The 24,960-nt window shown below is 45.8% G+C and carries 26 protein-coding genes; 12 read left to right on the forward strand and 14 right to left on the reverse strand.

Translation table 11 applies throughout. From position 1 onward, the window contains the following. Positions 1-148 precede the first annotated feature (148 nt). The gene (locus NL626_RS18115) at positions 149-433 is read left to right on the forward strand and encodes a pyrimidine/purine nucleoside phosphorylase (RefSeq protein ID WP_005383244.1); all 285 of its coding nucleotides are present in this window, start codon (positions 149-151) and stop codon (positions 431-433) included. 132 nt (positions 434-565) lie between these two features. Then, positions 566-847 carry a hypothetical protein gene (locus NL626_RS18120; RefSeq protein ID WP_154204117.1) on the forward strand — a complete coding sequence of 94 codons (282 nt, stop codon included), beginning with the start codon at positions 566-568 and terminating at the stop codon, positions 845-847. A gap of 3 nt (positions 848-850) precedes the next feature. Here the strand turns inward: NL626_RS18120 and NL626_RS18125 are convergent, their stop codons facing one another. Next, positions 851-1,999: a GGDEF domain-containing protein gene (locus NL626_RS18125; protein WP_053308037.1), complete on the reverse strand. Its 1,149-nt coding sequence runs from the start codon at positions 1,997-1,999 to the stop codon at positions 851-853. A 507-nt stretch (positions 2,000-2,506) separates the two neighbouring features. Here NL626_RS18125 and NL626_RS18130 point away from each other — a divergent pair. Continuing rightward, on the forward strand, positions 2,507-3,847 hold the full coding sequence (locus tag NL626_RS18130; RefSeq protein WP_025768746.1) for an MATE family efflux transporter: 1,341 nt from the start codon (positions 2,507-2,509) through the stop codon (positions 3,845-3,847). A 94-nt stretch (positions 3,848-3,941) separates the two neighbouring features. Here the strand turns inward: NL626_RS18130 and NL626_RS18135 are convergent, their stop codons facing one another. From NL626_RS18135 to NL626_RS18145, 3 genes are all read right to left on the reverse strand, one after another. Continuing rightward, positions 3,942-5,621 (reverse strand): pseudouridine synthase, encoded by a 1,680-nt coding sequence (locus NL626_RS18135; RefSeq protein ID WP_253657607.1) that lies wholly within the window; start codon positions 5,619-5,621, stop codon positions 3,942-3,944. Between the two features lie 117 nt (positions 5,622-5,738). Further along, positions 5,739-6,359, reverse strand: coding sequence for a DsbA family protein (locus tag NL626_RS18140; RefSeq protein WP_151515205.1), 621 nt, complete (start codon positions 6,357-6,359; stop codon positions 5,739-5,741). After that, positions 6,353-7,219, reverse strand: coding sequence for an MBL fold metallo-hydrolase (locus NL626_RS18145; RefSeq protein ID WP_253657608.1), 867 nt, complete (start codon positions 7,217-7,219; stop codon positions 6,353-6,355). The genes NL626_RS18140 and NL626_RS18145 overlap by 7 nt, the downstream gene beginning before the upstream one ends. 126 nt (positions 7,220-7,345) lie before the next feature. Here NL626_RS18145 and NL626_RS18150 point away from each other — a divergent pair, with 126 nt between their 5' ends. After that, entirely contained in the window at positions 7,346-8,233 is an 888-nt protein-coding gene (locus tag NL626_RS18150; RefSeq protein ID WP_253657609.1) for a LysR family transcriptional regulator, read from the forward strand. A gap of 94 nt (positions 8,234-8,327) precedes the next feature. Further along, positions 8,328-9,131 (forward strand): Cof-type HAD-IIB family hydrolase, encoded by an 804-nt coding sequence (locus NL626_RS18155; RefSeq protein ID WP_025768751.1) that lies wholly within the window; start codon positions 8,328-8,330, stop codon positions 9,129-9,131. Positions 9,132-9,225: 94 nt separating this feature from the next. On the opposite strand, the gene NL626_RS18160 is transcribed toward NL626_RS18155, so the two are convergent. The 5 genes from NL626_RS18160 to NL626_RS18180 form a co-directional block, all read right to left on the reverse strand. Next, complete coding sequence (locus NL626_RS18160; RefSeq protein ID WP_044129611.1) at positions 9,226-9,630, reverse strand: hypothetical protein; 405 nt, start codon at positions 9,628-9,630, stop codon at positions 9,226-9,228. Between the two features lie 9 nt (positions 9,631-9,639). Beyond that, positions 9,640-10,737 (reverse strand): GGDEF domain-containing protein, encoded by a 1,098-nt coding sequence (locus NL626_RS18165; protein WP_053303994.1) that lies wholly within the window; start codon positions 10,735-10,737, stop codon positions 9,640-9,642. Positions 10,738-10,742: 5 nt separating this feature from the next. After that, the gene (locus NL626_RS18170) at positions 10,743-11,198 is read right to left on the reverse strand and encodes an oxidoreductase (RefSeq protein WP_213886483.1); all 456 of its coding nucleotides are present in this window, start codon (positions 11,196-11,198) and stop codon (positions 10,743-10,745) included. Positions 11,199-11,644: 446 nt separating this feature from the next. Next, the gene (gene fghA, locus NL626_RS18175; protein ID WP_213886361.1) at positions 11,645-12,484 is read right to left on the reverse strand and encodes an S-formylglutathione hydrolase; all 840 of its coding nucleotides are present in this window, start codon (positions 12,482-12,484) and stop codon (positions 11,645-11,647) included. 62 nt (positions 12,485-12,546) lie between these two features. Continuing rightward, positions 12,547-13,695 (reverse strand): S-(hydroxymethyl)glutathione dehydrogenase/class III alcohol dehydrogenase, encoded by a 1,149-nt coding sequence (locus NL626_RS18180; RefSeq protein ID WP_017821027.1) that lies wholly within the window; start codon positions 13,693-13,695, stop codon positions 12,547-12,549. A 293-nt stretch (positions 13,696-13,988) separates the two neighbouring features. Here NL626_RS18180 and NL626_RS18185 point away from each other — a divergent pair, with 293 nt between their 5' ends. Both NL626_RS18185 and NL626_RS18190 read left to right on the forward strand, forming a co-directional pair. Then, positions 13,989-14,795 (forward strand): arylamine N-acetyltransferase, encoded by an 807-nt coding sequence (locus NL626_RS18185; protein ID WP_213870800.1) that lies wholly within the window; start codon positions 13,989-13,991, stop codon positions 14,793-14,795. Between the two features lie 80 nt (positions 14,796-14,875). Next, on the forward strand, positions 14,876-15,748 hold the full coding sequence (locus NL626_RS18190; RefSeq protein ID WP_017633836.1) for a LysR family transcriptional regulator: 873 nt from the start codon (positions 14,876-14,878) through the stop codon (positions 15,746-15,748). 99 nt (positions 15,749-15,847) lie between these two features. Here the strand turns inward: NL626_RS18190 and NL626_RS18195 are convergent, their stop codons facing one another. Together NL626_RS18195 and NL626_RS18200 are read right to left on the reverse strand one after the other, a co-directional pair. Beyond that, positions 15,848-16,621, reverse strand: a complete 774-nt coding sequence (locus NL626_RS18195; protein WP_213889933.1) for a siderophore-interacting protein — start codon at positions 16,619-16,621, stop codon at positions 15,848-15,850. Between the two features lie 179 nt (positions 16,622-16,800). Continuing rightward, positions 16,801-17,385, reverse strand: a complete 585-nt coding sequence (locus tag NL626_RS18200) for a LysE family translocator (protein WP_047102500.1) — start codon at positions 17,383-17,385, stop codon at positions 16,801-16,803. A gap of 114 nt (positions 17,386-17,499) precedes the next feature. Between NL626_RS18200 and NL626_RS18205 the strand changes: the two genes are divergently transcribed. Next, a complete protein-coding gene (locus tag NL626_RS18205; protein WP_005482841.1) occupies positions 17,500-17,940 on the forward strand; it encodes an Lrp/AsnC family transcriptional regulator in 441 nt (146 codons plus the stop codon). Positions 17,941-18,154: 214 nt separating this feature from the next. After that, positions 18,155-19,333 carry a lytic polysaccharide monooxygenase gene (locus tag NL626_RS18210; protein ID WP_213893172.1) on the forward strand — a complete coding sequence of 393 codons (1,179 nt, stop codon included), beginning with the start codon at positions 18,155-18,157 and terminating at the stop codon, positions 19,331-19,333. 116 nt (positions 19,334-19,449) lie between these two features. Here NL626_RS18210 and NL626_RS18215 read toward each other — a convergent pair whose 3' ends face one another. From NL626_RS18215 to NL626_RS18225, 3 genes are read right to left on the reverse strand one after another with little or no spacing between them, the layout of a single operon-like run. Beyond that, positions 19,450-20,070 carry an HAD-IB family hydrolase gene (locus NL626_RS18215; RefSeq protein ID WP_033907205.1) on the reverse strand — a complete coding sequence of 207 codons (621 nt, stop codon included), beginning with the start codon at positions 20,068-20,070 and terminating at the stop codon, positions 19,450-19,452. A gap of 38 nt (positions 20,071-20,108) precedes the next feature. Further along, positions 20,109-20,420, reverse strand: a complete 312-nt coding sequence (locus NL626_RS18220) for a cupin domain-containing protein (RefSeq protein ID WP_005383281.1) — start codon at positions 20,418-20,420, stop codon at positions 20,109-20,111. 9 nt (positions 20,421-20,429) lie between these two features. Then, positions 20,430-21,080: a Qnr family pentapeptide repeat protein gene (locus tag NL626_RS18225; RefSeq protein ID WP_005460782.1), complete on the reverse strand. Its 651-nt coding sequence runs from the start codon at positions 21,078-21,080 to the stop codon at positions 20,430-20,432. A 495-nt stretch (positions 21,081-21,575) separates the two neighbouring features. Between NL626_RS18225 and ompW the strand changes: the two genes are divergently transcribed. From ompW to NL626_RS18240, 3 genes are all read left to right on the forward strand, one after another. After that, positions 21,576-22,220 (forward strand): outer membrane protein OmpW, encoded by a 645-nt coding sequence (ompW, locus tag NL626_RS18230; RefSeq protein ID WP_064354457.1) that lies wholly within the window; start codon positions 21,576-21,578, stop codon positions 22,218-22,220. 214 nt (positions 22,221-22,434) lie between these two features. Then, the gene (locus tag NL626_RS18235) at positions 22,435-23,460 is read left to right on the forward strand and encodes an HlyD family secretion protein (RefSeq protein ID WP_253657610.1); all 1,026 of its coding nucleotides are present in this window, start codon (positions 22,435-22,437) and stop codon (positions 23,458-23,460) included. Continuing rightward, on the forward strand, positions 23,457-24,947 hold the full coding sequence (locus NL626_RS18240; protein ID WP_025793523.1) for an MDR family MFS transporter: 1,491 nt from the start codon (positions 23,457-23,459) through the stop codon (positions 24,945-24,947). The genes NL626_RS18235 and NL626_RS18240 overlap by 4 nt, the downstream gene beginning before the upstream one ends. Positions 24,948-24,960: the final 13 nt, after the last annotated feature.

Consider the following 24,960-nt stretch of genomic DNA (forward strand, 5'->3'; position numbering starts at 1 on the left):
TAGGTCGCCTGATTAATCCTCGCGAAAAGAGGTTCTCGCTCAGTAGCAAAGGATGTGCGTTATTACGTTGAGTTTAATGGCTTTCAAAGCTTGAGTAACGGAAAGAAACAAGGTAAAAAAGAGCGGACTTTTGATAAGGAAACCAATAATGAATATTAAGGAAAATAGCTATTTTGCTGGTAGTGTAAAATCACTAGGCTTTAACCAGAAAGATCAGGATGTTAGCGTTGGTGTGATGCTTCCTGGTGAGTACACGTTTGGTACTCAAGCACCAGAGCGTATGACGGTTGTAAAAGGTGCGCTTGTGGTCAAGCGTGTTGGCGAGAGCGATTGGACGACTTATCAAAGTGGTGAGTTTTTTGAAGTGGAAGGTAATTCTTCATTTGAGCTTCAAGTGAAAGAAGCGACTGCGTATTTATGTGAGTACTTCTAGCGTTCATTTGTTGCTCGTCATAAAACCACCTTCGGGTGGTTTTTTCGTCTATGTGCTTCACTTATAACGCATCTTTTTGGTTATTTGGGTATATACTTAATAAAAATGTACCCATCGACCAGGGAGGAAGTGATGGCAGTACAACGCAAGCATTCTGATCTCCCTCCTCGTTACGAGGATAAAGATCTCACCAATGAGCAAAGACAGCGCTTTACCGAAGTTGCCAACGCCGCTCATAAGAGACGTGAATTTTATCGACGTGCTCTAGGGAAGAGCTTAATGGGCAAAATGAAGGGCCGTGCGTTTAAAGATCAACCCACTCGTCAGCAAGACAAGCCGAACAGAACGTTGCAAGTAGTGTGGTTAATCGTATTCCTCGTTGTGGGGCTTTGGGTGATGCATGTGTTCGCTTAGTCATTAGCAAGCTTCTGGTACCGCTGGTGCATCAGATGTTGACTGTTCTTCCGTATTGCAGTGCTCATAAAAGGCGTACTGGTTTTTACCAGTATGTTTAGCTGCGTACATTGCTTTATCTGCACATCGAGTCAATTCAGACAAATCCTTTGCATCTTGCTTATAGATAGCAGCACCTACACTCATCGTTAACTCGTTAATCATATCGTAGCTTCGGTAACCTGTCGGAAACAGATTTACGATCCGTTTTAGGATGCTGTCGAGGTCATCTTTACTTTTTACATCGTAAAGCATGATTACAAACTCGTCGCCCGCAAATCGAGCGATGGAGTAGTCGTGTTTATCTGTTTTTCTGTCTTTGTTGCGAATGTTATTTTTTAATCGAGTGGCGAAGGCTTGAAGTACTTGGTCACCAATATCGTGCCCGTAGGTGTCGTTGATGTGCTTGAAGTTATCGATATCGAGAAAAACCAAGGCGGTGATGCTGTCATCAGATGAGTGCTTGATTTCATCGAGCTTTGCGCGCGCCCAAGTCTCAAAGCTCCAGCGATTGGCAAGCCCAGTGAGCTGGTCAAAATATGCTAACTCCTCAATCCCCTCGCGATACAGTGTTTGAATGTAATTGAGGACTTTCGTGTAGTAATACGAGAACGTGTGACACACAAACGCGGTCGCTATCAGGGTCAGCATCAATCTCCGCTCTATGATTTCTGTGGCTGCTGGCAGTCGATCTAAAAAAGCGACCCCAAAAAAGATCAGTAAAATGTAGGTGCCACTGAACAACAGACCGACCTTAAACTCATTAATTAATACCAGAGTGGCGACAATAGGATATAGCCATAACATTTTGCCTGACGGAGCGTCGTTATACAGAAGTAACAATAACCCTTCGAACATTAAGACAGCACTTAGCCATAAGTCGGCGTATTGATGGTGCCGCTGGACTTTTATTACATAACTGATTGCTAAGCATGCCAAGGCACACAAAGCATGGAAAAAGCTTAAACCCCAGTTATTCTCAAGTGATTGAGCAATGGAACCATAAGTTAAACAGGCAGCGGCGATACTGGAGCATAAAAAGACAATTTTCTTTTTTCTTGTTGAGCGGATGTCCGCCATTTCTTCTAAGCGCGCCCCAGCCAATGTCGACATTACGTATCCTTGCTTAATTAACGTGTACGCTTATTCTAGGCGGTATTTTCGCGATAAATAGAACAACAAAGTTTCCAAATGTGATATCAGTCATTTTTAGTGCAAAGCCATCAGTGTGATTTGGTGCGAGTGTTCAAAGAGGAATGGTGGCGCATGCAGGTTTTCATGACGGTTCTTCATGGCTCTATATGGTTGGACTGATAATTCAAAGTAATGCATTTAGTTAGACATATTTCTATTGATTATCCTGATTCTGTTCGGTGCTCGTTGATTGAGAGTATTGTTCACCAATCTCTGCTCTACGTATCGTCAAGGCATATGTCGTTTCGAAAATGCATTAGAAATATTTTTCCGAAACAGGGCGAAATATTGTTGTCGTTATGACCAATATGCGACTAGAATCCGCGCTAAATCACAACCTCATATCGAGCTTCGTTCGAGTCACTATTTTTAAACTGCTTCACAAATATTGTGAGGCAGTTTTTAGTTGTAGGAAAGGTTACAAGCATGCCTAAAAGCCAAAACATCAACCAACGAATGTCCATCGTGGCATTAGCTTGGCCAATTCTTGTCGAAATTTTGCTACGGACGGCTTTAGGAACCAGTGACGTGTTCATGCTGAGTGGCTACTCAGACAAAGCCGTATCCGCTGTTGGTGTGATCACGCAGATTACCTTCTTTTTAATCATCGTTTCGACCTTTGTCAGTAGCGGTACGGGGATTTTGATTGCCCAATACAATGGCGCTGGGCGCGAGCAAGAGTCAGTGAGCGTTGGTGTTGCGAGTATTGCGTTGTCTGTGCTCGTCGGTGTGCTATTGAGTGTGATTGCCGTGCTTGGTGCGATATATCTACTCCCGTATTACGGCTTGGAAGCGCAAGTTGAGCAGTACGCTCATGAATATCTGCTGATAAGTGGTGCGATGACGTTTAACGTTACGATTGGCGTTGTTTTTACAACTATTCTGCGTAGTCATGGCTATTCACGTTCCCCAATGGTGGTGAATTTGATCTCGGGTGTGTTCAACATCATTGGTAACTATATTGCGCTTTACCAGCCATTCGGTTTACCTGTGTATGGTGTGCAAGGTGTAGCAATAGCAACCGTCGTCAGCCAAGTCATCGGTACGTTAATGTTATGGTTTATTCTCGCTCGCAGCAGCATTGAACTACCGATGTCGACCATGAAACAAGTGCCCGCAGAGATTTACAAAAAGATCTTAAAAATCGGCGGCATGAACGCGGGTGAGGTGCTGTCTTACAACGTGGCGCAAATCTGCATTGTGTATTTTGTGGTGCAAATGGGGACGGCATCGTTAGCGGCTTTCACTTATGCGCAAAACATTGCCCGTTTCTCGTTTGCTTTCGCGCTGGCAATTGGTCAGGCAGCGCAAATTCAGACTGGTTACTACATCGGTAAAGGTTGGGTGAGCAGCATTTTAAAACGCGTACAAATCTACTTCTTAGTAGGATTTGTGGCATCAACGGCGGCAACCACACTGATTTACCTGTTTAGAGAAGAGATTCTGCGCGTATTTACCGATCAACCAGAGATACTCGCATTGGCAGGTTCGTTAGTCATGGGCTCAATTTTGCTCGAGGCCGGACGTGTGTTTAACCTGATTTTTATCGCGGGGCTCAAAGGCGCGGGTGACATCAAGTTCCCAGTGCAAATGGGGATTTTGAGTATGTGGGGACTAGGCGTGCTTTTCTCTTACATCTTTGGCATCCACTTGGGTTATGGCGTTTTAGGGGCTTGGATGGCAATCGCACTCGATGAATGGGTACGTGGTATCATCATGGCAAGACGTTGGCGCTCTCAGGTGTGGACCAAGTTTAAGGTGAGCTAACGGTTTTCGGTATCGCGCATCACGCTTATTCTGGTGTTAGAAAAAAAAGGCACTGATAGTCAGTGCCTTTTTGTTATTTAAACTCGGGAAGACGTTAGAATTCGCACTCAGCTTTGAACACCATGCGCTCTTTGCTGTATGGATGATCCAGCTCTAGCATCTCAGCATGCAGGTGTAAGCGATTCGCTTTTTCGCCGTATAAACCATCACCAACCATCGGCATGTTTAACCCCATGTGATGGGCACTGTGTACACGTAGTTGGTGAGTTCGCCCGGTTTTCGGATACATGTATACCTTGCTGCGTCCACCTTTGACTTCAATCAGTTGCCAGTAGGTTTCTGCATGTTTCCCGTGTTCAAAACACACCAGTTGACGTGGGCGGTCGTCGGGGTCACCACGCATTGGCAGTGAGATTTCCCCTTCTGGCGCGGTCAATACGCCTTCGAGCAGTGCCATATAACGTTTTTGTACGTCGCGAGCCATAAACTGTTTTTGCAGACTTTTGTTCGCGCGCTTGGTTAAGGCAAACACCAAAATGCCAGAGGTCGCCATGTCGAGGCGATGAATCACAAACGGCCCTTCCACATCAGGGTACATCGCTTGTAGGCGTGTATAAGCAGAGTCCTTGATAGTTTTACCTGGCACTGAAAGTAAGCCCGAGGGCTTGTTGACGACGACCATAGCGTCGTCTTGGTAGATTATCTCTAGCTCTTTGTCTTCTGCCCAATTCTCCGCCAATGGGTTAGGTTCGACATCCAGCCCTTGCATCATATGGCCTAAAATCGGCTGACATTTGCTGTTGCACGATGGGTAGAATTTTTTGTGTTGGCGAACCTCAGACTTTGGCGACACACCCCACCAAAATTCTGCCAACGCCAGCGGTTTGAATCCGTATTTAAACGCGTATTGGAGCAGTTTTGGCGCAGCACATTCCCCTGCACCTGCTGGTGGTACTGGGTTTGTGGTGTCCGCAAAAATGTCCACCAAGTCGCGTGTTTCGCCATGGCTGTTTAGAAAGCGGTACTGTTTATGCAGTTTGTGCTGTAAAGCGTTGGAGAGTGTTTTGCGCTGCTCTTTCAGATGAGCAAGTTGCTGCTCTAACTCGGCCAAGCGCGCTTCTTTGATTGCAAGCTTTTCATCCCACGCTTGCTTTAAGTATTTGAGAACGTTTTTCTCGGCGACACTTTGCTTACCCAACTCATCCAACAAGATTTTGAGATCATCGGCATTGAGTGTTTGCTCGCCCTGTTGACGCTGTCGTTTGCGAGCGGCGCGGCCGTCAATCATCACTTGGCGCTGTGTTTGCTCTTCTTGTTGATAAGCGGCTCGGTCGGCTTGTATTTGCGCTTTAAGATCTGCCAATTCCGGATTCGCGGCACAGGTTTTGTACTCCGCATTGGCGGCGTTGATGGCATCCGTTTCTGCGCGGAAGAAGCCTTCATCGGTCAGCATGTCGTACACAGGAGGGACAAATCCTGGAATCAAGTTTTGGTCAGCAATTTTGCCAGAAAACGCACTTAAAAAGCCGAGCTCGCCTTGAGGGCTTTTTACCAGCAATACGCCAAACATTTTGCCTCGCCCCGTTTCTTCATTAACCAAACCAAAATCGTGTTCGAAGTCGGTTTGCGCTAATAAATGCTGTTGCAATTGCTTTGCGGCTATAACGCAAAGAGGATGCGGCGTGTAGTAGAACGGAAACGTAAACTGCGTTGGTAATTCATAATCAGAAGTGTCAGCAGTAAAACGAGTAAAACAATGTTCAGGCGAGTGCATGGTGGGTATCCGCGCGAGTAAAAATTCGAGCGAGGATTGTACCTGTTTGAGTCAGGATTGCCATGTCGGTGTTGGCAATCGCTCTTGGATTAAGGACAAGAGCGAGTGGGGAAGATTTTATTGCAGTTTTCGTAATGCAAGCTTCCACTGTGCCGGTTTGTCGTAGTAGGTCGAGTGCGGCAAGGTCAAGTACTCGCCATTTACTTCTGCAATCAGGGTTGGATAACCACCAACGTGTAACTGTCGCATCAATTGTCGGCTAGAGCGAATTCTCTCATCTAGTTCGGCTTCGCTTAACGCCATGTTTTGCTCCCACGCATCACTTGTTAAACCTAGCGATTCTGCAATGGCTTTGAGCGTCGATGCTTCATTCACTTTTAACCCGAGCTGATAATGCGCAGATTGGATGGCCTTTAGCATGTGCCATGGATTCAGGCCCATTTTCTCCGCACTCAAGATCGCTTGTGTGGGTAGATAAGAATCAAGAACAAACGCATCTTCGCTTTTCACGCGTTGCAGATATGCTTCACCGAACGTCGCTCCGGTTTCGGTTGCGATACGAGCGTCACTGTTGATGATGTGCTGACGAAATTCAGGCTCAATCGCGCGTTTCTCAATCATACCGCCGGGATGAAGCTCTACCTTAAATTGAGAGGTGTCCATCAAGGCTTCGATGAGTGGTGATGCCCCGTAGCACCAACCACACATGGGATCGAAGAAGTAATGCACGGTTACCATGACATTTCACCAGTATGCACTTTTGCACCGATTTCTAGCGCGATTGGCAATTGAGCTTCTGGGTATTTCGCTGACATGGTGTCAATGAGTTGAGCGCTGTTATTGCTGTGTTTTTTCGTTTGCTGAAAATCCTGCAAGTATTGTTGCGAGTAGCGAATGGTGTCTGCGTTCAGCTTTGTGCCTGCTTTCATGTGACCAGGAATGACCACTTGAGGTTTAAGCGCAAGCATCTCGCTAAGTTGCTGCTCCCAAGCATTGATGGCGGTTTGGTCTGCGGCATCTGCCATCCACAAATGTACGTTTGAGTACACGGCTACGTTACCCAGAATCGCTTTGTTATCTGGAATCCATAGGTAAGGGCGGTGTGCTGATGTGCCATGGTTACCACGGATTTCAATCTTATGACCTTCTAGCTCTAATGATGCTTTATCGTACGCGACAGGGATCACTGGTTTTACCGGTGCGTTTGCGCCAAGCTTTGGTCCCCAGTACGCCAGCTTTCCAGCCAATTTCTCTTTAATAATTTTTTGAACCGCAGGCGTTGTGATGATCTGCGCATCAGGGAACTGTTGGTGTAAGGCCTCTGCGCCAAAGTAGTAATCTGGGTCCGCTTGACTGATAAAAATGGTTTTAAGTGTTTTGCCTGAGTCCAGAACTTTAGCGGCAATGCGCATCGCGTCAGCTTTGGTGAATCCAGTGTCGATAACCATGGCGTCAGTCTCACCGTATACCAAGGTTGAGTTTACGTGGAAGCTGTTACCGTCGGCGTTGTAAACCTCAAGAGTAAGGGGAGAGTGGTTTGCCGCTAGAACAGGGCTTGCCATTAAAATGGATGCAGCAATCAAAGTGAATTTTTTCATAATAAGCTCCTAAAGAATTTGGGGCCAAGCGACCATGGCTTGGGAACGGGAGCTATATTAGGAAATTGATACGCTCGGAAAAATACACAATAATGTGCATCACTATTTCTTATTTCGAGCAAATGTATGGACAGAGTAACGGCAGCAAAAGTATTTGTGGATGTGGTGTATTCTGGCAGTTTTACCGCGACCGCAGAACGGTTAGACATGTCTCGGCCAATGGTGACTCGTTACGTAGAGGCGATGGAGAACTGGTTGCAAACTCGTTTGTTACACCGCACCACGCGCAAGGTGTCCCTCACCACCGCAGGGGAGCGCAGCTTGCCTCAGATTGAGCTCTGGTTAAAACAGGCCGATACATTAACGTCGAACATTGCCGCTGATGGTGAGCTGTCCGGAAAAATCCGTCTTGCGTCTAGTACTTCATTTGGATTCTCACAGTTGATCCCCGTAGTAAACAGTTTTATGCAAAAGCACCCCAAAGTGCATATCGACATAGATCTGCAAGATTCAGTGAGTGATCTAACCGAACAACGTATCGATCTGGCGATCCGAATTGCGTCAGATCCCGATCCTTCTTTGATTGGTAAGCCGATTGCGGTGTGCGAATCGGTGTTGGTAGCATCACCGCAATATTTACAAACTCACCACGCGATCGCGCATCCGCGAGATTTATCTTCACACGACTGTTTGGGATACAAAAACTTTGAGCGCCACGTGTGGCATTTGTCTCAGGGCGACCAGTTCGAATCGGTGGGAATTGAGTGTCGCCTAACCAGCAATGAGGCCACGGCGTTATTGCATGGCGCTTTACAAGGCATGGGTATTTCGATGTTGCCAACTTACTTGAGCAATATCTATCTCAAATCGGGTCAGCTTGAGTCGGTGTTGCCGGATTGGAAGCCAAATGATCTCAACATTTACGCGCTGTATTCATCACGTAAACACTTGTCTCCTGCGGTGAGAGCTTTCATCGATCACAGTGAAGGTTACTTTAAACAGCATCCTTGGTAATAGCGAAAGGCGTCGTCATCCCGACTTGAGATTCATACAAGATCCTGTACCTTACATGGATATATTTTCGCAGCGTCATTTAGAGTTTTAGTTAATGTCACAAGTTCGCATCAAATTTATTGCTTCCGATATGGATGGCACATTGCTTGACCAATACGGTCGTTTGGATCCGGAGTTTTTCGATCTGTTTTTGCAACTGGAAGAGCAAGGTATTTTGTTTTCCGCTGCGTCTGGTCGTCAGTATTACAGTCTGCGAGACACGTTCGCGCCAATCAAAGACAGACTGTTGTATGTGGCTGAAAACGGCACCTTGGTGATGTACCAAGACAAAGAGCTCTACAGTTGCACCATTCCTAAAGCGGAAGTGGCGGAGATTGTGAAAGCGGCTCGTGAAATTGACGGAGCGAACATCGTATTGTGTGGCAAGCGCTCGGCGTACATCGAAACGCATGATCAGCAATCGCTGGAAGAATTTCAAAAGTACTACCACCGCTGTGAATATGTGCCGGATTTGCTTGAGGTCGAAGACGAGTTTATTAAGGTAGCAATTTGTCACTTTGACGGTTCGGAAGAGCTCCTGTTCCCGACCATGAATACGAAGTTTGGCGCAACGCATAAAGTCGTAGTGAGCGCAAAAATTTGGCTGGATGTGATGAATGCCGAGGCGTCTAAAGGCGCGGCCATTCAGCACCTTCAAGAGACGATGAATTTTACTCCGGCAGAAACAATGACGTTTGGTGATTACCTCAATGACCTTGAAATGCTGCAAGTCAGTGAGCATTCGTACGCGGTTGCCAACGCGCACGAAGAGATTAAGAAAATTGCTCGTTATTCTGCGCCAAGCAACCAAGAGGCTGGGGTACTCAAAGTGATTAAAGAGAAAGTGTTAGCGAAGTAACGCTCATTTTTTCGATGTTATTTTCTTCTTCACGTAAAAAGCCCCGCATACACTGCGGGGCTTTGTTTTTTGGGGGGGAGTAATGTTCCCGTTTTTAGCGTACGTACTTGGCGGTTGCGCTGACTAAAAAGTGTTGCAATTTCCCGTCTGATTTTGGCACCCACAAGTCGTTATGATAATGGTAAATACGGCCATTGACGGTCACAGACAAGGTATTATCACCCGTTTGCTCCATGCGAATAAACTGATCCGAAGTGACCAAAAACGGCTCTTGCTCTTCAATGCTCTGGCCCGTTGCCAATACGAAGTAGCCGAATCGGTTGCCAGCATCCGGATCGGTTGAGTAGATTCGATGCCCAACTAGGCTATAGTCGTCGTTGAGTGCCTGCTCAAGCGTTTTTTGCCCGATGGTTTCGTGCGATGGAATAAATACCCAAGCCAACACACCTGCCGCAATGACTGCCAGTAGAAGCAGTACTTGCATGAACTTTCTCATCATATATACCGTTTAACGTTGAAATTTCATTTTGTACATGCGCTTATCCGCTATGCTGATAAGAAAGTCAACATTGTCACTGTCTTTAGGGTATTGCGCTAAGCCCATGCTCGTTGAAAGTGTTGAGACTTTATCGGAGTTTAATATTTGTGCATCAAAGACGGTATTTATCTGCTCACGTACGTTCTCTTCATTGAGATGTTCACCTTCAAGTATAACCGCGAACTCATCTCCTCCCATGCGATAAACAGTAAAATCATTGAGTGTCATAGAATTAAGCCGCCTAGCGATTTCCCGCAGTACAGTGTCGCCAACTTGGTGTCCGTGTGTGTCGTTGACTTCTTTAAAACCATTTAAATCTAGAATCCAGAGAGAAAAGGGCCTTTTTTCTTGAGTAAATTTGTTTAGGGTAATGAATAGTGCATTGCGGTTCCCTAGGTTCGTCAAAGGGTCGCTTAGCGCCAATTTTCTATGAAAATGGGATTCACGATAAAAGAAATAAGTTAGAGAGATAATCGACAAAACGAACGTCGCAAACAACATATATTGTGCTTGCATTAAGCGCTGGGTTTGACCTTTTTGTGCTTCATAAGCTTTACTACTTAGACGGAAGTTTTGATTAACGAAGTCTATTAAGCCTAAATATAGTGTTTGAGTTGAACGATAAAATGCAGCAGCAGCTTGGCTATCACCTGTTCTAGCTTCTACTAGTTGTTTTTCTAGCTCTTTGAACTCTTCAAAAAGGTTAATGAAGTAAAGGTGCATGTTGTTCCGAGAAAAGAACTTATTGGCTTTCGTGCTACTGGTCAATAAGTCAAAGCGACTCCACGCTAACTCGTATTGAAGCTCTGCACCATCAATATTCAATACGTTTTCATCTAACCGTCTGGCCTCGCCGACAAGTTCTGATAGTTCTTTGGAGAGTTGGAATAAAAACCAAGTCGCTTGTTTTTGTTCGTTATTAAAATTTTGTGAGAGTGAACGTGTTTGCTGTAAAAGCACGACATTCGCGAGAAGCAAAGAAACGGCAAACACCACCAGCAGCATTTTGCTGGTGGTAGAATATTGCAATATTCTTTGTTTCTTAGAATAGGGTTCTGATAACTTCATTCTTATTATTTTTCTTTTATTTCATTTACTTGCCATACCATTTGCGCATGATATTTATTGTAGTTTAGCTCTGGATAGAGATTGAGTGGATATATCACCCAGAAAGGGCCTTTATTCCTGACTTTTATGTAATTCTGATCTTGTTGATAAGCCAGTATTGGTTGATATCGAAGAATATCTTGTCGGGACAATGTCGAGTGATAGTTGTTTAAGCTGCTGATATCAACCTGCTCTGGTACCTTTCCGTAGACGTGTGTAAGAAGCGTGCTGAGTTTAACGCCTAAAAATTCTGACGAGGCAGGAAGCCAAGGTAATGTCATCGTGTAGCTAGTGGTAGGTAAAGCTTGGATCTCTTCCAGTTCCAGTATGACACTAGGCTGCTGGCTACTACTAAATACGATCGTATTTGCAGACAAGAATGGCGCAACAAAAAACAGACCTAGCGCGACTATCTTTTTCATCATATGCCCTTTTGAGTTTTATTCTTTTTTCTTAGCTAGGACAAAGGTGCTAGCGGTAATTTATTTATAATTATAGAGCCAACCGGATGAGATTTTATAATACGTTATGTTTCAAAAATAACTGTCGGTTTACGTCACGTCAAGGTTATTAAGTTGCTTCTTAATTAAAAGCTCAGAGTATTGGGATGATGGTAGAGTTTCGTAATGATTTCGCGGTATTTAATTACTTTTTAGTGCAACTTTGTATCATTTTTAATAAAGATACTGTGTCGGAAATGAGAATTTAATAAGGCGAGAAATGGGACGTCGAATTTGTTCTTAAGTTACATTATTTTACATATTTAAATCATCGATATTCAGATATGTATTTGTTAGTACGTGAAGAAAATAAAGTCACCTAGTTTTGGTGACTTTATTTTTTTATTTCATGAGCTTACTTAAATTAACTATGCAAACAAATATTTTGCATGGAAGTTGAGGTGCTCTTCAATAAAGCTTGAGATGAAGTAATAGCTATGGTCATAGCCTGGTTGCATTCTCAAGGTTAGGTTTGAATCGTGTATTTTTGCCGCAGCAATCAGCGCTTCCGGTCTAAGCTGCTCATTTAAGAAGCCATCAGCATCACCTTGATCAACCAAAATTGGTAATGGTGATTGTTGTTGTTTTAGAAGTTCACTTGCATCGTATTCCTTCCAGCTTTCAAGCTCCTTGCCTAAGTAAGCAGTAAAGGCTTTTTGTCCCCAAGGGCATTGCATTGGGTTACTGATTGGACTGAACGCTGAAATTGAACGGTACTGTTCTGAATTTTTCAGACCAATGGTGAGCGCTCCGTGGCCGCCCATACTGTGACCGGAAATTGACTTCACGTCAGAGACTGGGAAGTTACTTTCGATGATCGCAGGTAACTCCTCAGTCACATAGTCGTACATGCAGTAATGCAGTGACCAAGGTGCTTGCGTCGCATTAAGGTAAAAGCCAGCTCCTTTTCCTAGGTCATAGCTTTCGTCGTCAGCGATACCTTCGCCTCTCGGACTTGTGTCTGGTGCAATGATCGCAATGCCAAGCTCGGCCGCCATACGAAATGCGCCCGCTTTCTGCATAAAGTTCTCATCGGTACACGTTAAACCAGAGAGCCAGTATAGCGCGGGTACGGGATTTGATTTCGTTGCGTTAGGTGGCAAGAATATCGCGAAGCGCATGGTGCAGTTTAGGGCATTGGATTCGTGTGTATATTGCTTGTGCCAACCGCCAAACACTTTGGCTTGGCTTACATTTTCAATGGTCATGAATAAACTCTCTAATTAGCAGAAGGAATTCAGGCTCCCCAAAAGGAGAGCCTGAGGCAGCATTATTGATCCATATGGATAACCGTTCGGATGCTCTTACCTTCATGCATCAGATCAAACGCTTTGTTGACGTCTGCTAATCCCATTGTGTGGGTAATGAACTCCTGTAAGCCGAATTCACCAGCCATGTAACGGTTTACGATTTCTGGAAGCTCAGAGCGACCTTTAACGCCACCGAAAGCGCTGCCACGCCATACACGACCAGTTACCAGTTGGAATGGACGAGTTGAGATCTCTTGACCTGCACCAGCAACACCAATGATGACTGACTCACCCCAACCTTTGTGACAGCACTCAAGTGCTTGGCGCATCACGTTTACGTTACCGATACATTCGAATGAGTAGTCAACACCACCGTCTGTCATTTCAACAATCACTTCTTGAATTGGCTTGTCGAATTTTTGTGGGTTGATGCAATCAGTTGCACCAAGTTGTTTCGCTAGGTCGAATTTGCTTTCGTTGATGTCTACACCGATGATGCGGCTGGCACCAGCCATGCGAGCACCGATGATTGCAGAAAGACCGATACCCCCTAGACCAAAGATTGCCACTGTGTCGCCTTTTTCAACTTTAGCTGTGTTTAATACCGCACCCATACCAGTGGTTACGCCACAACCTAGAAGACAAACTTCTTCAAGTGGTGCTTCTTTGTTTACTTTCGCTAGTGAGATTTCTGGAAGAACCGTGTACTCAGAGAAAGTAGAACAACCCATGTAGTGGAAGATAGTTTCGCCGTTGATAGAGAATCGGCTTGTGCCATCTGGCATTAGGCCTTTACCTTGAGTTTCACGAACGGCCTGACATAGGTTCGTTTTGCCAGATTTACAGAACTTACACTCACCACATTCAGCAGTGTAAAGTGGGATAACGTGGTCGCCAACTTCAACGCTTGTTACGCCTTCGCCAACCATTTCAACGATACCGCCACCTTCGTGACCAAGGATTGAAGGGAAGATACCTTCTGGATCGTCACCTGATAGTGTGAATGCGTCAGTGTGACAAACCCCAGTTGCTACGATGCGTACTAGCACTTCGCCGGCTTTTGGAAGTTGTACATCAACTTCTTCCATTTTAAGCGGCTCACCTGCAGCCCAAGCGACCATTGCTTTTGATTTTATGTGAGTTTGACCAGGTTTGATTTCAAGCGACATTGGATGTTTCCTTTATATTTTCAGTATATGGAGTGACGTAATAAGCGTAGTTAAGGTTTGCTTACCGCGCTTCGTCGTTTTGTTGGTGCTCATTTTAGGTGTTTCAGTAAAAATGATAATCCGTCCATTTTGAAAATGATTTTTACATATGCGTAATAATGATAAGGTGAGCGTGTAAAAAGAGTGCGATGCCTCCTTAAAGCGGAAGGGAAATGGAAAAGGTGATTGACCTGAAGTTAGATAGAGGGGCTAAAGTAGAAAACTGTCAAACCATCAGCTAAGTAAGAGTGATTATGAATAAGACGGATCTGAGTGCCTATTTAACCAAGCTAGGCTTGCCTAGTGAATTGCCCGCCGATTTGGAGTCATTGCACAGAATTCACGTGGCGCAGCATCGTTGCCTGCCGTTTGAGAATTTTGACATCGCATTGCAGCGAGGCGTCTCTGTTGAGATTGAAGATATTATTCAAAAAACCGTGTACCACTCTCGCGGTGGTTACTGCTTTGAATTAAATGGTTTAATGCTTGATGTGCTCAACACTCTTGGGTTTGAAGCGCGAAGTTTGCTAGGGCGTGTACATGTGTCTGGTACACCAACAGGTCGTAGTCATCAAATCACGTTAGTGACGTTAGAGGAACAAACATGGATTGTCGATGTGGGTTTTGGCTCCAATACCCCTCGAGCGCCATTGCCATTTATCCTTGACCAAGTGATTCAGACGGATTTACAAACCTTCCGTTTTGTCAAAGATGCTCAGTTTGGTTATTTCCTCCAAGTGCTTTCAACCGATGGAACGGACACGTGGAACAATCTATACAGCTTTGACCTAGAGTTTGTGTTTGCTGGTGACATTGCATGTAGCAACTTCTTTACCTCGACTTCGCCTAATTCGCGTTTTACTAGCGCAAGAGTCGCTGCTAGAGCGACAGAAAGTGGGTTGGTGACGCTGCTTAACTACACACTCAGATGCGCCAATCATGAAGCGCTAACAGAAATAGAGCTAGAGCCTGGTCAAACCTACCTGGATGCGTTGAAAGAATATTTTGGCATTGAGCTTGATGCGCAATACGACGAACTTCGTCCGTTACCTGACGCGTAAAGTTTTCCCGTTTTCAAAGCGTAGCGCGACGAGAACAATGTAATCACTATTTGTCTAGAAGAGGTCGACAGGAATACAGCATGGCGAATTGGGAAGGAGTCAGCGAGTTTGTTGCCGTAGCGGAAACTAACAGCTTTACAGCTGCCGCGGCTAAACTGAAAACGTCAGTGGCACAAATCAGTCGCCGCGTATCGGCACTTGAAGAGCGCCTTGCGGTTAAGTTACTGCATCGCACGACGCGAAAAGTTTCTCTGTCTGAAGCTGGACAGCTTTATTATCAGCAGTGCAAACACTTGGTCGAAGGGCTAGAACTGGCTGAGCTTGCTGTAACGCAAATGCAAACCGAACCGCGAGGTTTGCTGCGTGTGACAGCGCCTGTGACCTATGGGGAAATGAACCTCGCACCGCTCTTGCATCAGTTTTTGGAGAAGTACCCGCGTGTGGACCTCGATTTAGTTCTGACCAATCAAAAACTGGATTTGATAGAGCAAGGGGTAGACGTGGCGATTCGTCTTGGCCGCCTGCAAGATTCCAGCATGATCGCAAAGCGTCTTTCGTCGCGTCAAAATTACGTGTGTGCTAGCCCTATGTATTTGGAGCGATTTGGCGAGCCTCACACATTATCCGAACTGGCTCGACATCAGTGCCTAGTTGGTTCGGTCGATTATTGGCATTTTAAGGAAAATAAACGCGATAAGTCTTTGCGCGTATCGGGGAGGATTAAATGCAATAGTGGTTTTGCGCTAATGGGCGCCGCCAAACGTGGTTTGGGTTTAGTGCAGTTGCCGGACTATTACGTTCAAGAAGCCCTAGATAACGGTGAGCTAGTCGAGGTGCTGACCGATTACCGAGACGACCGTGAAGGCATTTGGGCACTGTATCCACAAAGCCGAAATTTATCGCCCAAAGTGAGGTTGTTGATCGACTTTTTAGCGCAGGAACTAGCGGATTAGAGTTTTCATGAACTTTAATACAACTGAAGTTGCTAAAACGCCCGGTGATGCCGGGCGTTTTTATTAGGATGAGAGCTGGAATCGAAAAGACATGAATCACTATTGGTTGGATTCCGCGTCTTCACGTTTAATCACTTTGTGCCCATCTTCAGACACGCCTTTTTTCCAATAGCTGCTGATGTAGATATTCTCGCGATCGACTTCTTTCTCATTGCGGAAATATTGGCGCAGCGCGCGCATTGAATCGAACTCACACGCACACCATACCGAAGCGTTACCATCTAACCACTCGAGTTCGCGAACGCTATCAGCCAAGGCTTGCCCTTCGGTTAACCAAATCAACTCCATGCCTGCTGGCGCGTGTAGGGGTTGGATGTCGTCTGGAGACATCACGCTGATCACAGCGTAGCCTTTGGCCTCTTCTGGCAGCGTACGAATTTTCGCAGAAAGTGCTGGAAGTGCTGTCATATCGGCAGCCATGAAGAACCAATCCGCCTCAGTATTTAAGTTGGAGATGCTACCTGGCCCAACAATGCTGATCGTGTCGCCTTTTTGCGCGGCCATTGCCCAACGCGCTGCAAATCCGCATTGCAGATCTTGCGTTACGTGTCGGACGAAATCCACTTCGATTGAACTGGTTTCTGGATGAAAGCGTCGAATAGTGTAGGTGCGCATGATTGGTCGGTCGTCTTCTGACAGGATGCTCAGATCCGAGCCACCCATATCGTTAAACAGTAATTTGATGTAACTGCCTTCGCAGTCACGAGGAAAGTGGCTCAGCGCCTCACCTTGCAAGGTAATGCGCTGCATGTTTGGAGTGATGGTTTCTGTGTCTGTGACAACAAGCGTTTTAGGTTGAGGCTTCTTTTTCATTGTTACTTTACTCGATAATTATTCTCTTTCTCATTTAAAGATTATCAAGTTCCCTAACAAGAGGGTAGCGTCTTTAAACAAATTTACACTGTGAATTAACGCCAAAGCCTCAAGAAAAATATTACCTCTATCCTTTCTCTAACCACGTAAAGTGAGTCGTTTTTTAACCATAAATGGACTTATATCATTGGAATCGTAGACAAAAGCAACAGAGCGGCCATGCTGTAGTTGAACCCCTTAATGCGTTTATCGGTGGTCAACCAACGCTGCAATTGCATACCTGCCGCCGTCCAAAATGTCACCGATGGCAAGTTGGCTAAACAGAAGATACCGGCGATAAAAGTCAGTTCGAGCCAAGAACCGCCACTGGTGTATACCGTAATGGCCGTCAACGCCATCGACCAACCTTTTGGGTTCACCCATTGGAATGCCACCGCCCCTAAAAAAGACATTGGGCGAAAATCGTGTTTTGCTTCGGTTTTGTCGCTGGTGGCGATTTTGTACGTCAAGTACAGCAAATAACTCAAGCTCAACACTTTCAAAATGGAGTGTGTAATTGGATATGCGTGGAACAGGCTCATCAAGCCAATGCCCACCAAAATTAGCATGGCACCAAAGCCAAAGGTAATGCCCAACATATGTGGGATAGTGCGTTTAAAGCCGACATTTGCCCCTGAGGTCATCAACATAATGTTATTGGGACCCGGCGTAAAAGTGGAGACAAAAGCGAACAACGCCAAAGCGCCCAGTTGATGATATTCCATAGATTGTTCCTTGAATCAGTTCTCGATAAGTTGAGAACAACTATAAGTAGAACTGAGGTCAATATTGTGCTTTTATTTGATGATTAGAAACTAAATAAGCAATGAAACATCATCATGGATAGATTTGACGAAAGAATATTGCAAGTGCTCAAACGAGACGGAAGAATCTCCAATGTGGAGCTGTCGGAACGCGTTGGTTTATCTCCGTCTGCAACCTTACGCCGAGTGCAAGATTTAGAGCGTAAAGGCGTGATCAAAGGCTACCGAGCGGTACTGGATAATCAGCAACTTGGCGTGGGTTTTGTCGCTTATGTGTCGATTGGTTTGGCCTCGCACTCTAAGCAGGCGCAGTTGGGTTTCGAAGAGCATGTGCGTTTTGTAAACGAGGTGGTGGAATGTCACAACATCACTGGTGCGAACGAGTACTTGCTGCGTGTGGAAACGCAAGATCTCGCCGCTTATAAAGCGTTTCACGCTGATGTGTTGGGTGAGTGCGAACACGTCAAGTCGATCACAACGATGGTGGTGATGGACACACCAAAAGACGAGCGATAGCCAAACGAGAGTGACAGTTTTTGTGGCACATGAATTTGAAGTGACTCGAAAGAGTCAGTCGAGTATGAGAATGGTTCACAACAAATGCTGGAAAGCAGATGGCACTCTTACAATTTCCATATTTATTCTCACCTTCTAAATAATCCCATCCTGCTAGTTTTGCTTAAACCGCTTGTGTTTCAGAGCGGCGAGTCAGCAAAATTAAGGATGAACGATGAAATCACATGTAACACTTCCTCTTTTGAGCTTAAGCGCTGTTGCCGCATTGAGCTCATTTAACGTCAACGCCCACGGCTGGGTAGAGTTTCCAAGTGCTCGTCAAAATACGTGTTATTTAGACGGTGGCTTTTGGACCAACGAGATCCCTAACCAAGCGTGTAAAGCGGCTTTTGAAGAATCTGGTGCGTACCCGTTTGTGCAACGCAGCGAAATTGCAGCAAACGTACCAAATTACCGAGATATGGAGCATGTGAAAGCCGTGGTTCGCGACGGTGAGCTATGTTCTGCTGGCGATACAGCTAAGAAAGGCTTGAACATTCCTTCTCCAAACTGGCAGCGCACCAATGTTACGCCAGATGCAAATAACCAGATTGAATTGGTGTTTTACGGCAAAGCGCCGCACAACCCATCGTACTGGGAATTCTATCTCACCAAGCCAACTTATGATGATTCAAAACCTCTTACTTGGAGTGATTTAGAGCTGATCGACACCGCAGGTGATGTGTATGTTGATGCGGAAAAACGCTACCGTATTCAGGTGACTTTCCCTGCTGATCGTTCGGGCGATGCGGTACTTTACACTCGTTGGCAGCGTATTGATGTCGCTGGGGAAGGTTTCTACAACTGTAGTGACATTACGTTAAACGGAACAGGCACGACGCCACCGACTGACCCTGTTGATCCAACCGAACCGGGCAATAATCTGACATCTCTAGGCTACTTTGTTCAGCAAGGTTTCGGACCAGTAGAAGCGGGTGACACCATCCGTTTCCGTACGTTTAATGCGACAGGCAATGAAATTGTCGATATTTCACTACCAATCAGTGCGAACAATACGGCGACTTGGGCGGCAGAAATAGCAGATCAATTTAACGCGCAGCAAACGGGCGATTGGTATGTGGGCATTTGGCATCAAGAGATGAACCACTACATGTTCGATAGTAACAACGTGAATGCGAATCAAGTATTAGCGCCAAGCGCAGACTTCAGTTATGCGTTGTCACTGATCAAAGCGGATGTACCGCCACCAGTTGAACCAACCAACTTGTGGGACAAGACGGCCGTATACAACCAAGGTGATGTGGTGACGCACAACGGTAAAGAATGGACTGCCCAGTGGTGGACGTCTGGTGAGGAACCAGGCACAACGGGTCAATGGGGTGTATGGCGTTAAGCCAGTTATTCGGGCCCTGATCAATAAAACCCTTCTCATGTGAGAAGGGTTTGTTTTTTCAGTCTAAAACGACCACTTTGGTCGAGTGGTTGTCTTGAAAATCAGAGCATATATCGTTATTCGCTTGCTCTCCACTCGCTCCAGTTGAGCATCGCGTAGTCTGCCAGTTTGAGCATCGGAATGTCTTCGTGTGTATCACCGTAGGCATAAACAGACGCAAATTCGTCGAGCGAAAACGCCGCTTTCACGCGTGAGACTTTTCTTTCTAAACTGCAATCACCTTGCTGGTAAAAGCCACTCAGTTTTGGCTGTTCTGAGATCAGTTCACTGCACAGCAAGTGGTAACCGTTCGCCTCACACCAAGGCTTGAGATACGCATTGAGTGATGCCGACACCACTACGATGGTATCGCCTCGGTGTTGATGCCAAGCAAGCCTTTCCATCGCTTCTGGCCGTAAGTACAGCGGGATCACTTCATGGGCAAACTGAGTGCCAATCGCTTCAATTTTCTGCGTTTCTTTCCCTGAAAATGCAATAAAACTGCTGAGAGGGCGCATAACACGAGCGGGTAACACTCCGAGTTTGTACAGCGCATAAAATGGCATGATAGCGACCTTTCCTACTCGTTTGCGCAGGCCATAAGCAGAATAGTGGAGGAAAAGGCTAAACATATCCTCTCGGGTGATGGTGCCATCAAAATCAAACAGTGCCAGTGACGGCTTAGTAGTATCGAGCAAACTCAGCGCCTATTTTTTGGTTTAAGATCGTTTTGTGTTTATTGATAAAACACCGCCAACCAGATGGTTTCTTGCGTTGGGTCAGTCCAGCTCACTTTGTGTTTGGTATGAGCTGGAATCGTAACGTGATCGCCTGCCTCAAGTCGTTGCACGACACCTGATTCAAAAGTCAGCTCTCCTGCTCCTTTAAGAACCAAGACCCATTCATGTTCTTCTTGATCGTACCAGCCACTTTCGGGCGAGGTTTGCCCCGTTGAGACAATGCGTTCTATACGCAGGTTTTTGTGGGTCAGCAGGTCTTCGAACACTTCCTCGTCGAGGTTATTCGGTAAGTCTTTAAAAAGATTCATGGCCTTTCCTTAGAGAATGATCAGTCCAAAAGGCGCAAGCAATTGCTCTTGTTGCCAATCACAAATTTTAACACCAAACAGAGAAACGCGGCGAACATCCAGCCCGTCCAGTTCGACATGAGTCAGATCACACTGCTCAACGTTAAAGGTTCCCCATTGTTCTGGCGAGAATTCGCAGCGAGATAAATCCGAGCCTTTGAGAGTTGCCCCTGCGAGGTTCGCACCGTTCCAACGGTTTTCAAAGAGGTCACATTTTTCTAGTAACACTCGCTCGAAGTTACAGTAGGTGAGGTTGCAGCCAGTAATAAAAGCAGAACAGAAAAACATGGTGTTACTGACGCGATTAGCAAAGTTCGCACCTTGGAAGTTTGCCCCTTTGAGATCGCACTTACGCAGCTCCAAGCCCATACAATTTGCGCCGTTAAACAGGCTCATCGCCAACATACAGTTCGTGAAGCTGGCATCTTTTAAGTTCGCGAAGCGAAAACTACACCCTTCTAGCGCTTTGGATTCGATAAAGCGACAGTCGATGAACTTAGCATCGCGCAGATCGGCATGGTCGAAACTGCACATATAAAAGTGGCAGTTTTTAAAGGTAGCATTCTGAAAATCGTGATGAGAAAAGTTTTCTCGTTCAAAAATGAGATCGGTTTTTAACATGTCTTCTCCTTAGCTGCGAGCAGACTAGCACTCCAAGTAACTGATTTTCCAGAAAAATAACTTCTTGTATTTCAGTGTTTTACAAACCCCTCAAATCGCGATTTTAAGGGGTCAAACGAGCGTTTTAAGTGGGTTGTTTTTTGAAAATAGAAGACGTAGAGGAAGAAGAAAGTTTTTGCTGGCTACGAGCCTTAACGAGAGGATTCGCATTTATGGGTATGCATGGCAACTCACACGCACAGTTTGCATTACAGAATTGTATCCTATTTGCATAATTTGTTGATCGGTATGGCGTTTCTCCATACAAAAAACCTATATTTTTCACAAATTGATTTCCATCAAAATAGTAGGGTTTCTATGTGCTAGATTGCGCACAGCTCAAAAAGATATAGATACCCGTGTGCTTCGAGGCGCTGAGTTTACTTGAAATCTCAGATCAGTTAGCAGGCACCCCTTTGGGTACGACATAACGAAGCCCTACGAAAGGAAATAAAAATGAAAAAAACAATCTGCAGTCTAGCAGTGGTTGCTGCACTCGTGTCACCAAGTGTTTTCGCTCATAAACAAGGTGACTTCGTTCTTCGTGTTGGTGCGGCGTCTGTCGTTCCAAACGACAGCAGCGATAAGATTCTTGGTTCTCAAGAAGAATTGAAAGTGGATTCAAATACGCAGCTTGGTTTGACGTTTGGCTACATGTTTACAGACAACATCAGTTTAGAGCTTCTAGCAGCAACACCATTCAGCCACGATATTTCAACAGACTTGTTAGGTCTTGGTGATATCGCGGACACCAAACACCTTCCACCAACGCTTATGGTGCAGTACTACTTTGGCGAGCCACAAAGTAAGTTCCGTCCATACGTGGGTGCAGGTCTCAACTACACCATGTTCTTTGATGAGGGCTTCAATAGCACGGGTAAAGGCGCTGGTCTTTCAGATCTTAAGTTGGATGACTCATTCGGTCTAGCAGCGAATATTGGTGTGGACTACATGATCAACGATCAATGGTTCCTCAACGCTGCTGCGTGGTACGCAAACATTGAAACAGAAGCAACTTACAAAGCAGGTGGAGAGAAGCAAAAAACCGACGTCAAAATTAACCCTTGGGTATTTATGATCAGCGGCGGTTACAAGTTCTAAGAAAAACCAGTAGTTACACGCACATTACTATTATTGGCATGACTTTGGGGGCGGTTACGGGGACTGCCCCTCTTTTTTATCCTCGTTTTGATTGCACATCATTTACTCCACTTAGCAACATGCAAAATTGGATCTTTACCTTGCAGATCATTTTATTGTCGGAAGATCGAAAAGTCCTACACTGATCACATAATTGAACAAGTGGACAATATAAATGAGCGACGACATCGCAAAGCATTCCTCCTCCAGATCTAAGCTGGTAAAAACTCTTTTCTTTACTCTCTGTGTTATCGCATTTGGTGCGATGTATTGGTCTTGGCTGTATTCAGACAGTCACCCAAGCACGGAAGATGCCTACGTTAGGGCAAAAATTCTGTCGGTAGCGCCTCAGGTAAAAGGCCAAGTGGTTTCTGTGGATGTTAAAGATTTCCAATCCGTTAACAAAGGTGACCTACTGCTGAAGATAGATTCACGCCCATATTTGTTGGCAGTGAAGCAAGCAAAAGCGGCATACCAATTGGCGGTCCAGCAACATGACGTTGCCGATAAGCAGGTAACTGAAGCCGTTGCGGGCTTAGATGCGGCGCGCTCTAACCTGACAGAAGCGCAAGTAGAGTACAAACGTACGGATTCTCTAGTGAAACGCAAACTGGCGTCAGACCAAGATTTAGATACGGCGAAAAACAAACTAGCCAATGCTCAAGCGAGCCTAGAGCAAGCGCGCGCGACGGTAGAAAAAGCCATTGCGAACCGTGGTGAAGAAGGCGCAGAGGCTGCGGTTGTTCAACAAGCGGCGGCACAGTTAGCGCAAGCGGAGCTGAACTTGAGTTACACCGACATTACGTCACCAGTGGATGGCATTGCCGGTGAAATCAATACGCACGTAGGCTCGGTCGTTAGCGTGGGTCAAACGCTGTTCCCTGTGATTTTAAAAGACAGCTATTGGGTACGCGCGAATTTTAAAGAAACCGATCTTACTCATATTAAACCTGGCATGCATGCGGATGTGGTGATTGATATGTACCCAGACGTGGTGTGGAAAGCAACGGTAGAGCAACTGTCGCCTGCGAGTGGTACATCGTTCTCCTTGATGCCACCAGAAAACGCAACGGGTAACTGGGTTAAAATCAAACAGCGTTTCCCTGTACGTTTGGCATTAGAAGTACCGGCCGATGCGCCGCAACTTCGCGTGGGTGCGAGCTCAGAAGTCACCATTGATTTGCAAAGTAGCGTGCAATGAGCCATCAAATTACGGCAGACAAACGGGGGATTGCCACCGTCGCCGTGATGCTTTCTGCCATCATGGTGTTAATCGATATGACCGTTGCGAACGTGTCGCTATCGCACATGATGGGCGCGTTGGGCGCAACGGCAGACCAAATTACGTGGGTGTTGACGGGTTACAGCATGGCGGAAGCGATCTTCATTCCGATGACCAGTTTCTGGGTGTCGCGTTTTGGTGAACGCAAAGTCATGTTGGTTGCTGTGATCGGTTTTGTGATTGCCAGTGCGCTTTGTGGGCAAGCACAGTCTCTTGAAGAGATGGTGCTATTTCGCATTATCCAAGGCGCTTTCGGCGCGTCGGTGATTCCATTGGCGCAGTCGACGTTAGTGCAGATTTATCCGTATGAGCAAAAAGGCAAAGCGATGGCGATTTTCTCCATCGGCATTTTGCTTGGTCCTATTTTGGGCCCAGTTGTGGGTGGTGTGATCACCGACAACATTAACTGGCGCTGGATTTTTTACATCAACTTGCCATTCGGTTTGATCTGTACCTCTTTGATTTATCGCTATATCCATATCGACAACAAATCCAAACCTAACTTTGACTGGTGGATCATCGGTTACATGGCGTTAGGTGTGGGCGCGTTGCAGTTTGTGTTGGATAAAGGTAACGAAGAAGACTGGCTCAACTCACGCATGATCCAGACCGCGATATTGCTCGCAGTCATGGGATTGGTGATGTGGATATATCGCAGTTGGAAAACCAAAAGTCCAATAGCGCCATTGTGGCTACTGAAAGACCGAAACCTTATGGTCTCGTCATTGATGATTGCCGTGGTGTCGATGGCGATGTTTGGTCTGACGACTCAACAACCAATGCTGTTGGAAAGCTTGCTGGATTATCCGGTCTCAACCACTGGTTTATTAATGGCACCGCGTGGGTTGGCGTCAGCGGCGATGTTGATTTTGGTGATTAAGCTCAATCCGCAATTCGATCCCAGAATCAAAATAGTCTTTGGCTTGAGCTGCATCGGGATTGGTAGCTATTTGATGACGCAGTACTCACTGCAGATCGATACATTTTGGATTGTGATGCCGAGTATGATTCAGGGGATGGGGCTTGGTTTAACTTTCTCGACGCTATCCACCTTGGCGTATTTAACGATTCCGAAAGAGCAATCTGTTGCGGCGGCGAGTATTTACAATCTGTTCCGTACCATTGGTAGTTCGTTTGGTATCTCTATCGCAACCACGTTCCAATATCGTGATAGTCAGCAGCAATGGCATGCACTGGGAGAGGGTATTAATCCTTATAATCCTAACTTGCATGACTGGGCGGCCAATCAGGGGCTTTCTATTACCGACCCGGTTGCGTTAGACCAATACCAACAGATGTTGCAGCAGCAATCGCAAATGGTCGCGTTTGTGCACACCTTCCAGCTTGTGGGAGTGATGTTCGTGATCATGATGCCGATGCTGGTTTTCATTCGGTCGCGTGAATAACATGAAGTTCCGG

The sequence above is a fragment of the Vibrio sp. Y58_MX_L22 genome, from assembly GCF_024181865.1.
Taxonomy (GTDB): domain Bacteria; phylum Pseudomonadota; class Gammaproteobacteria; order Enterobacterales; family Vibrionaceae; genus Vibrio; species Vibrio alginolyticus.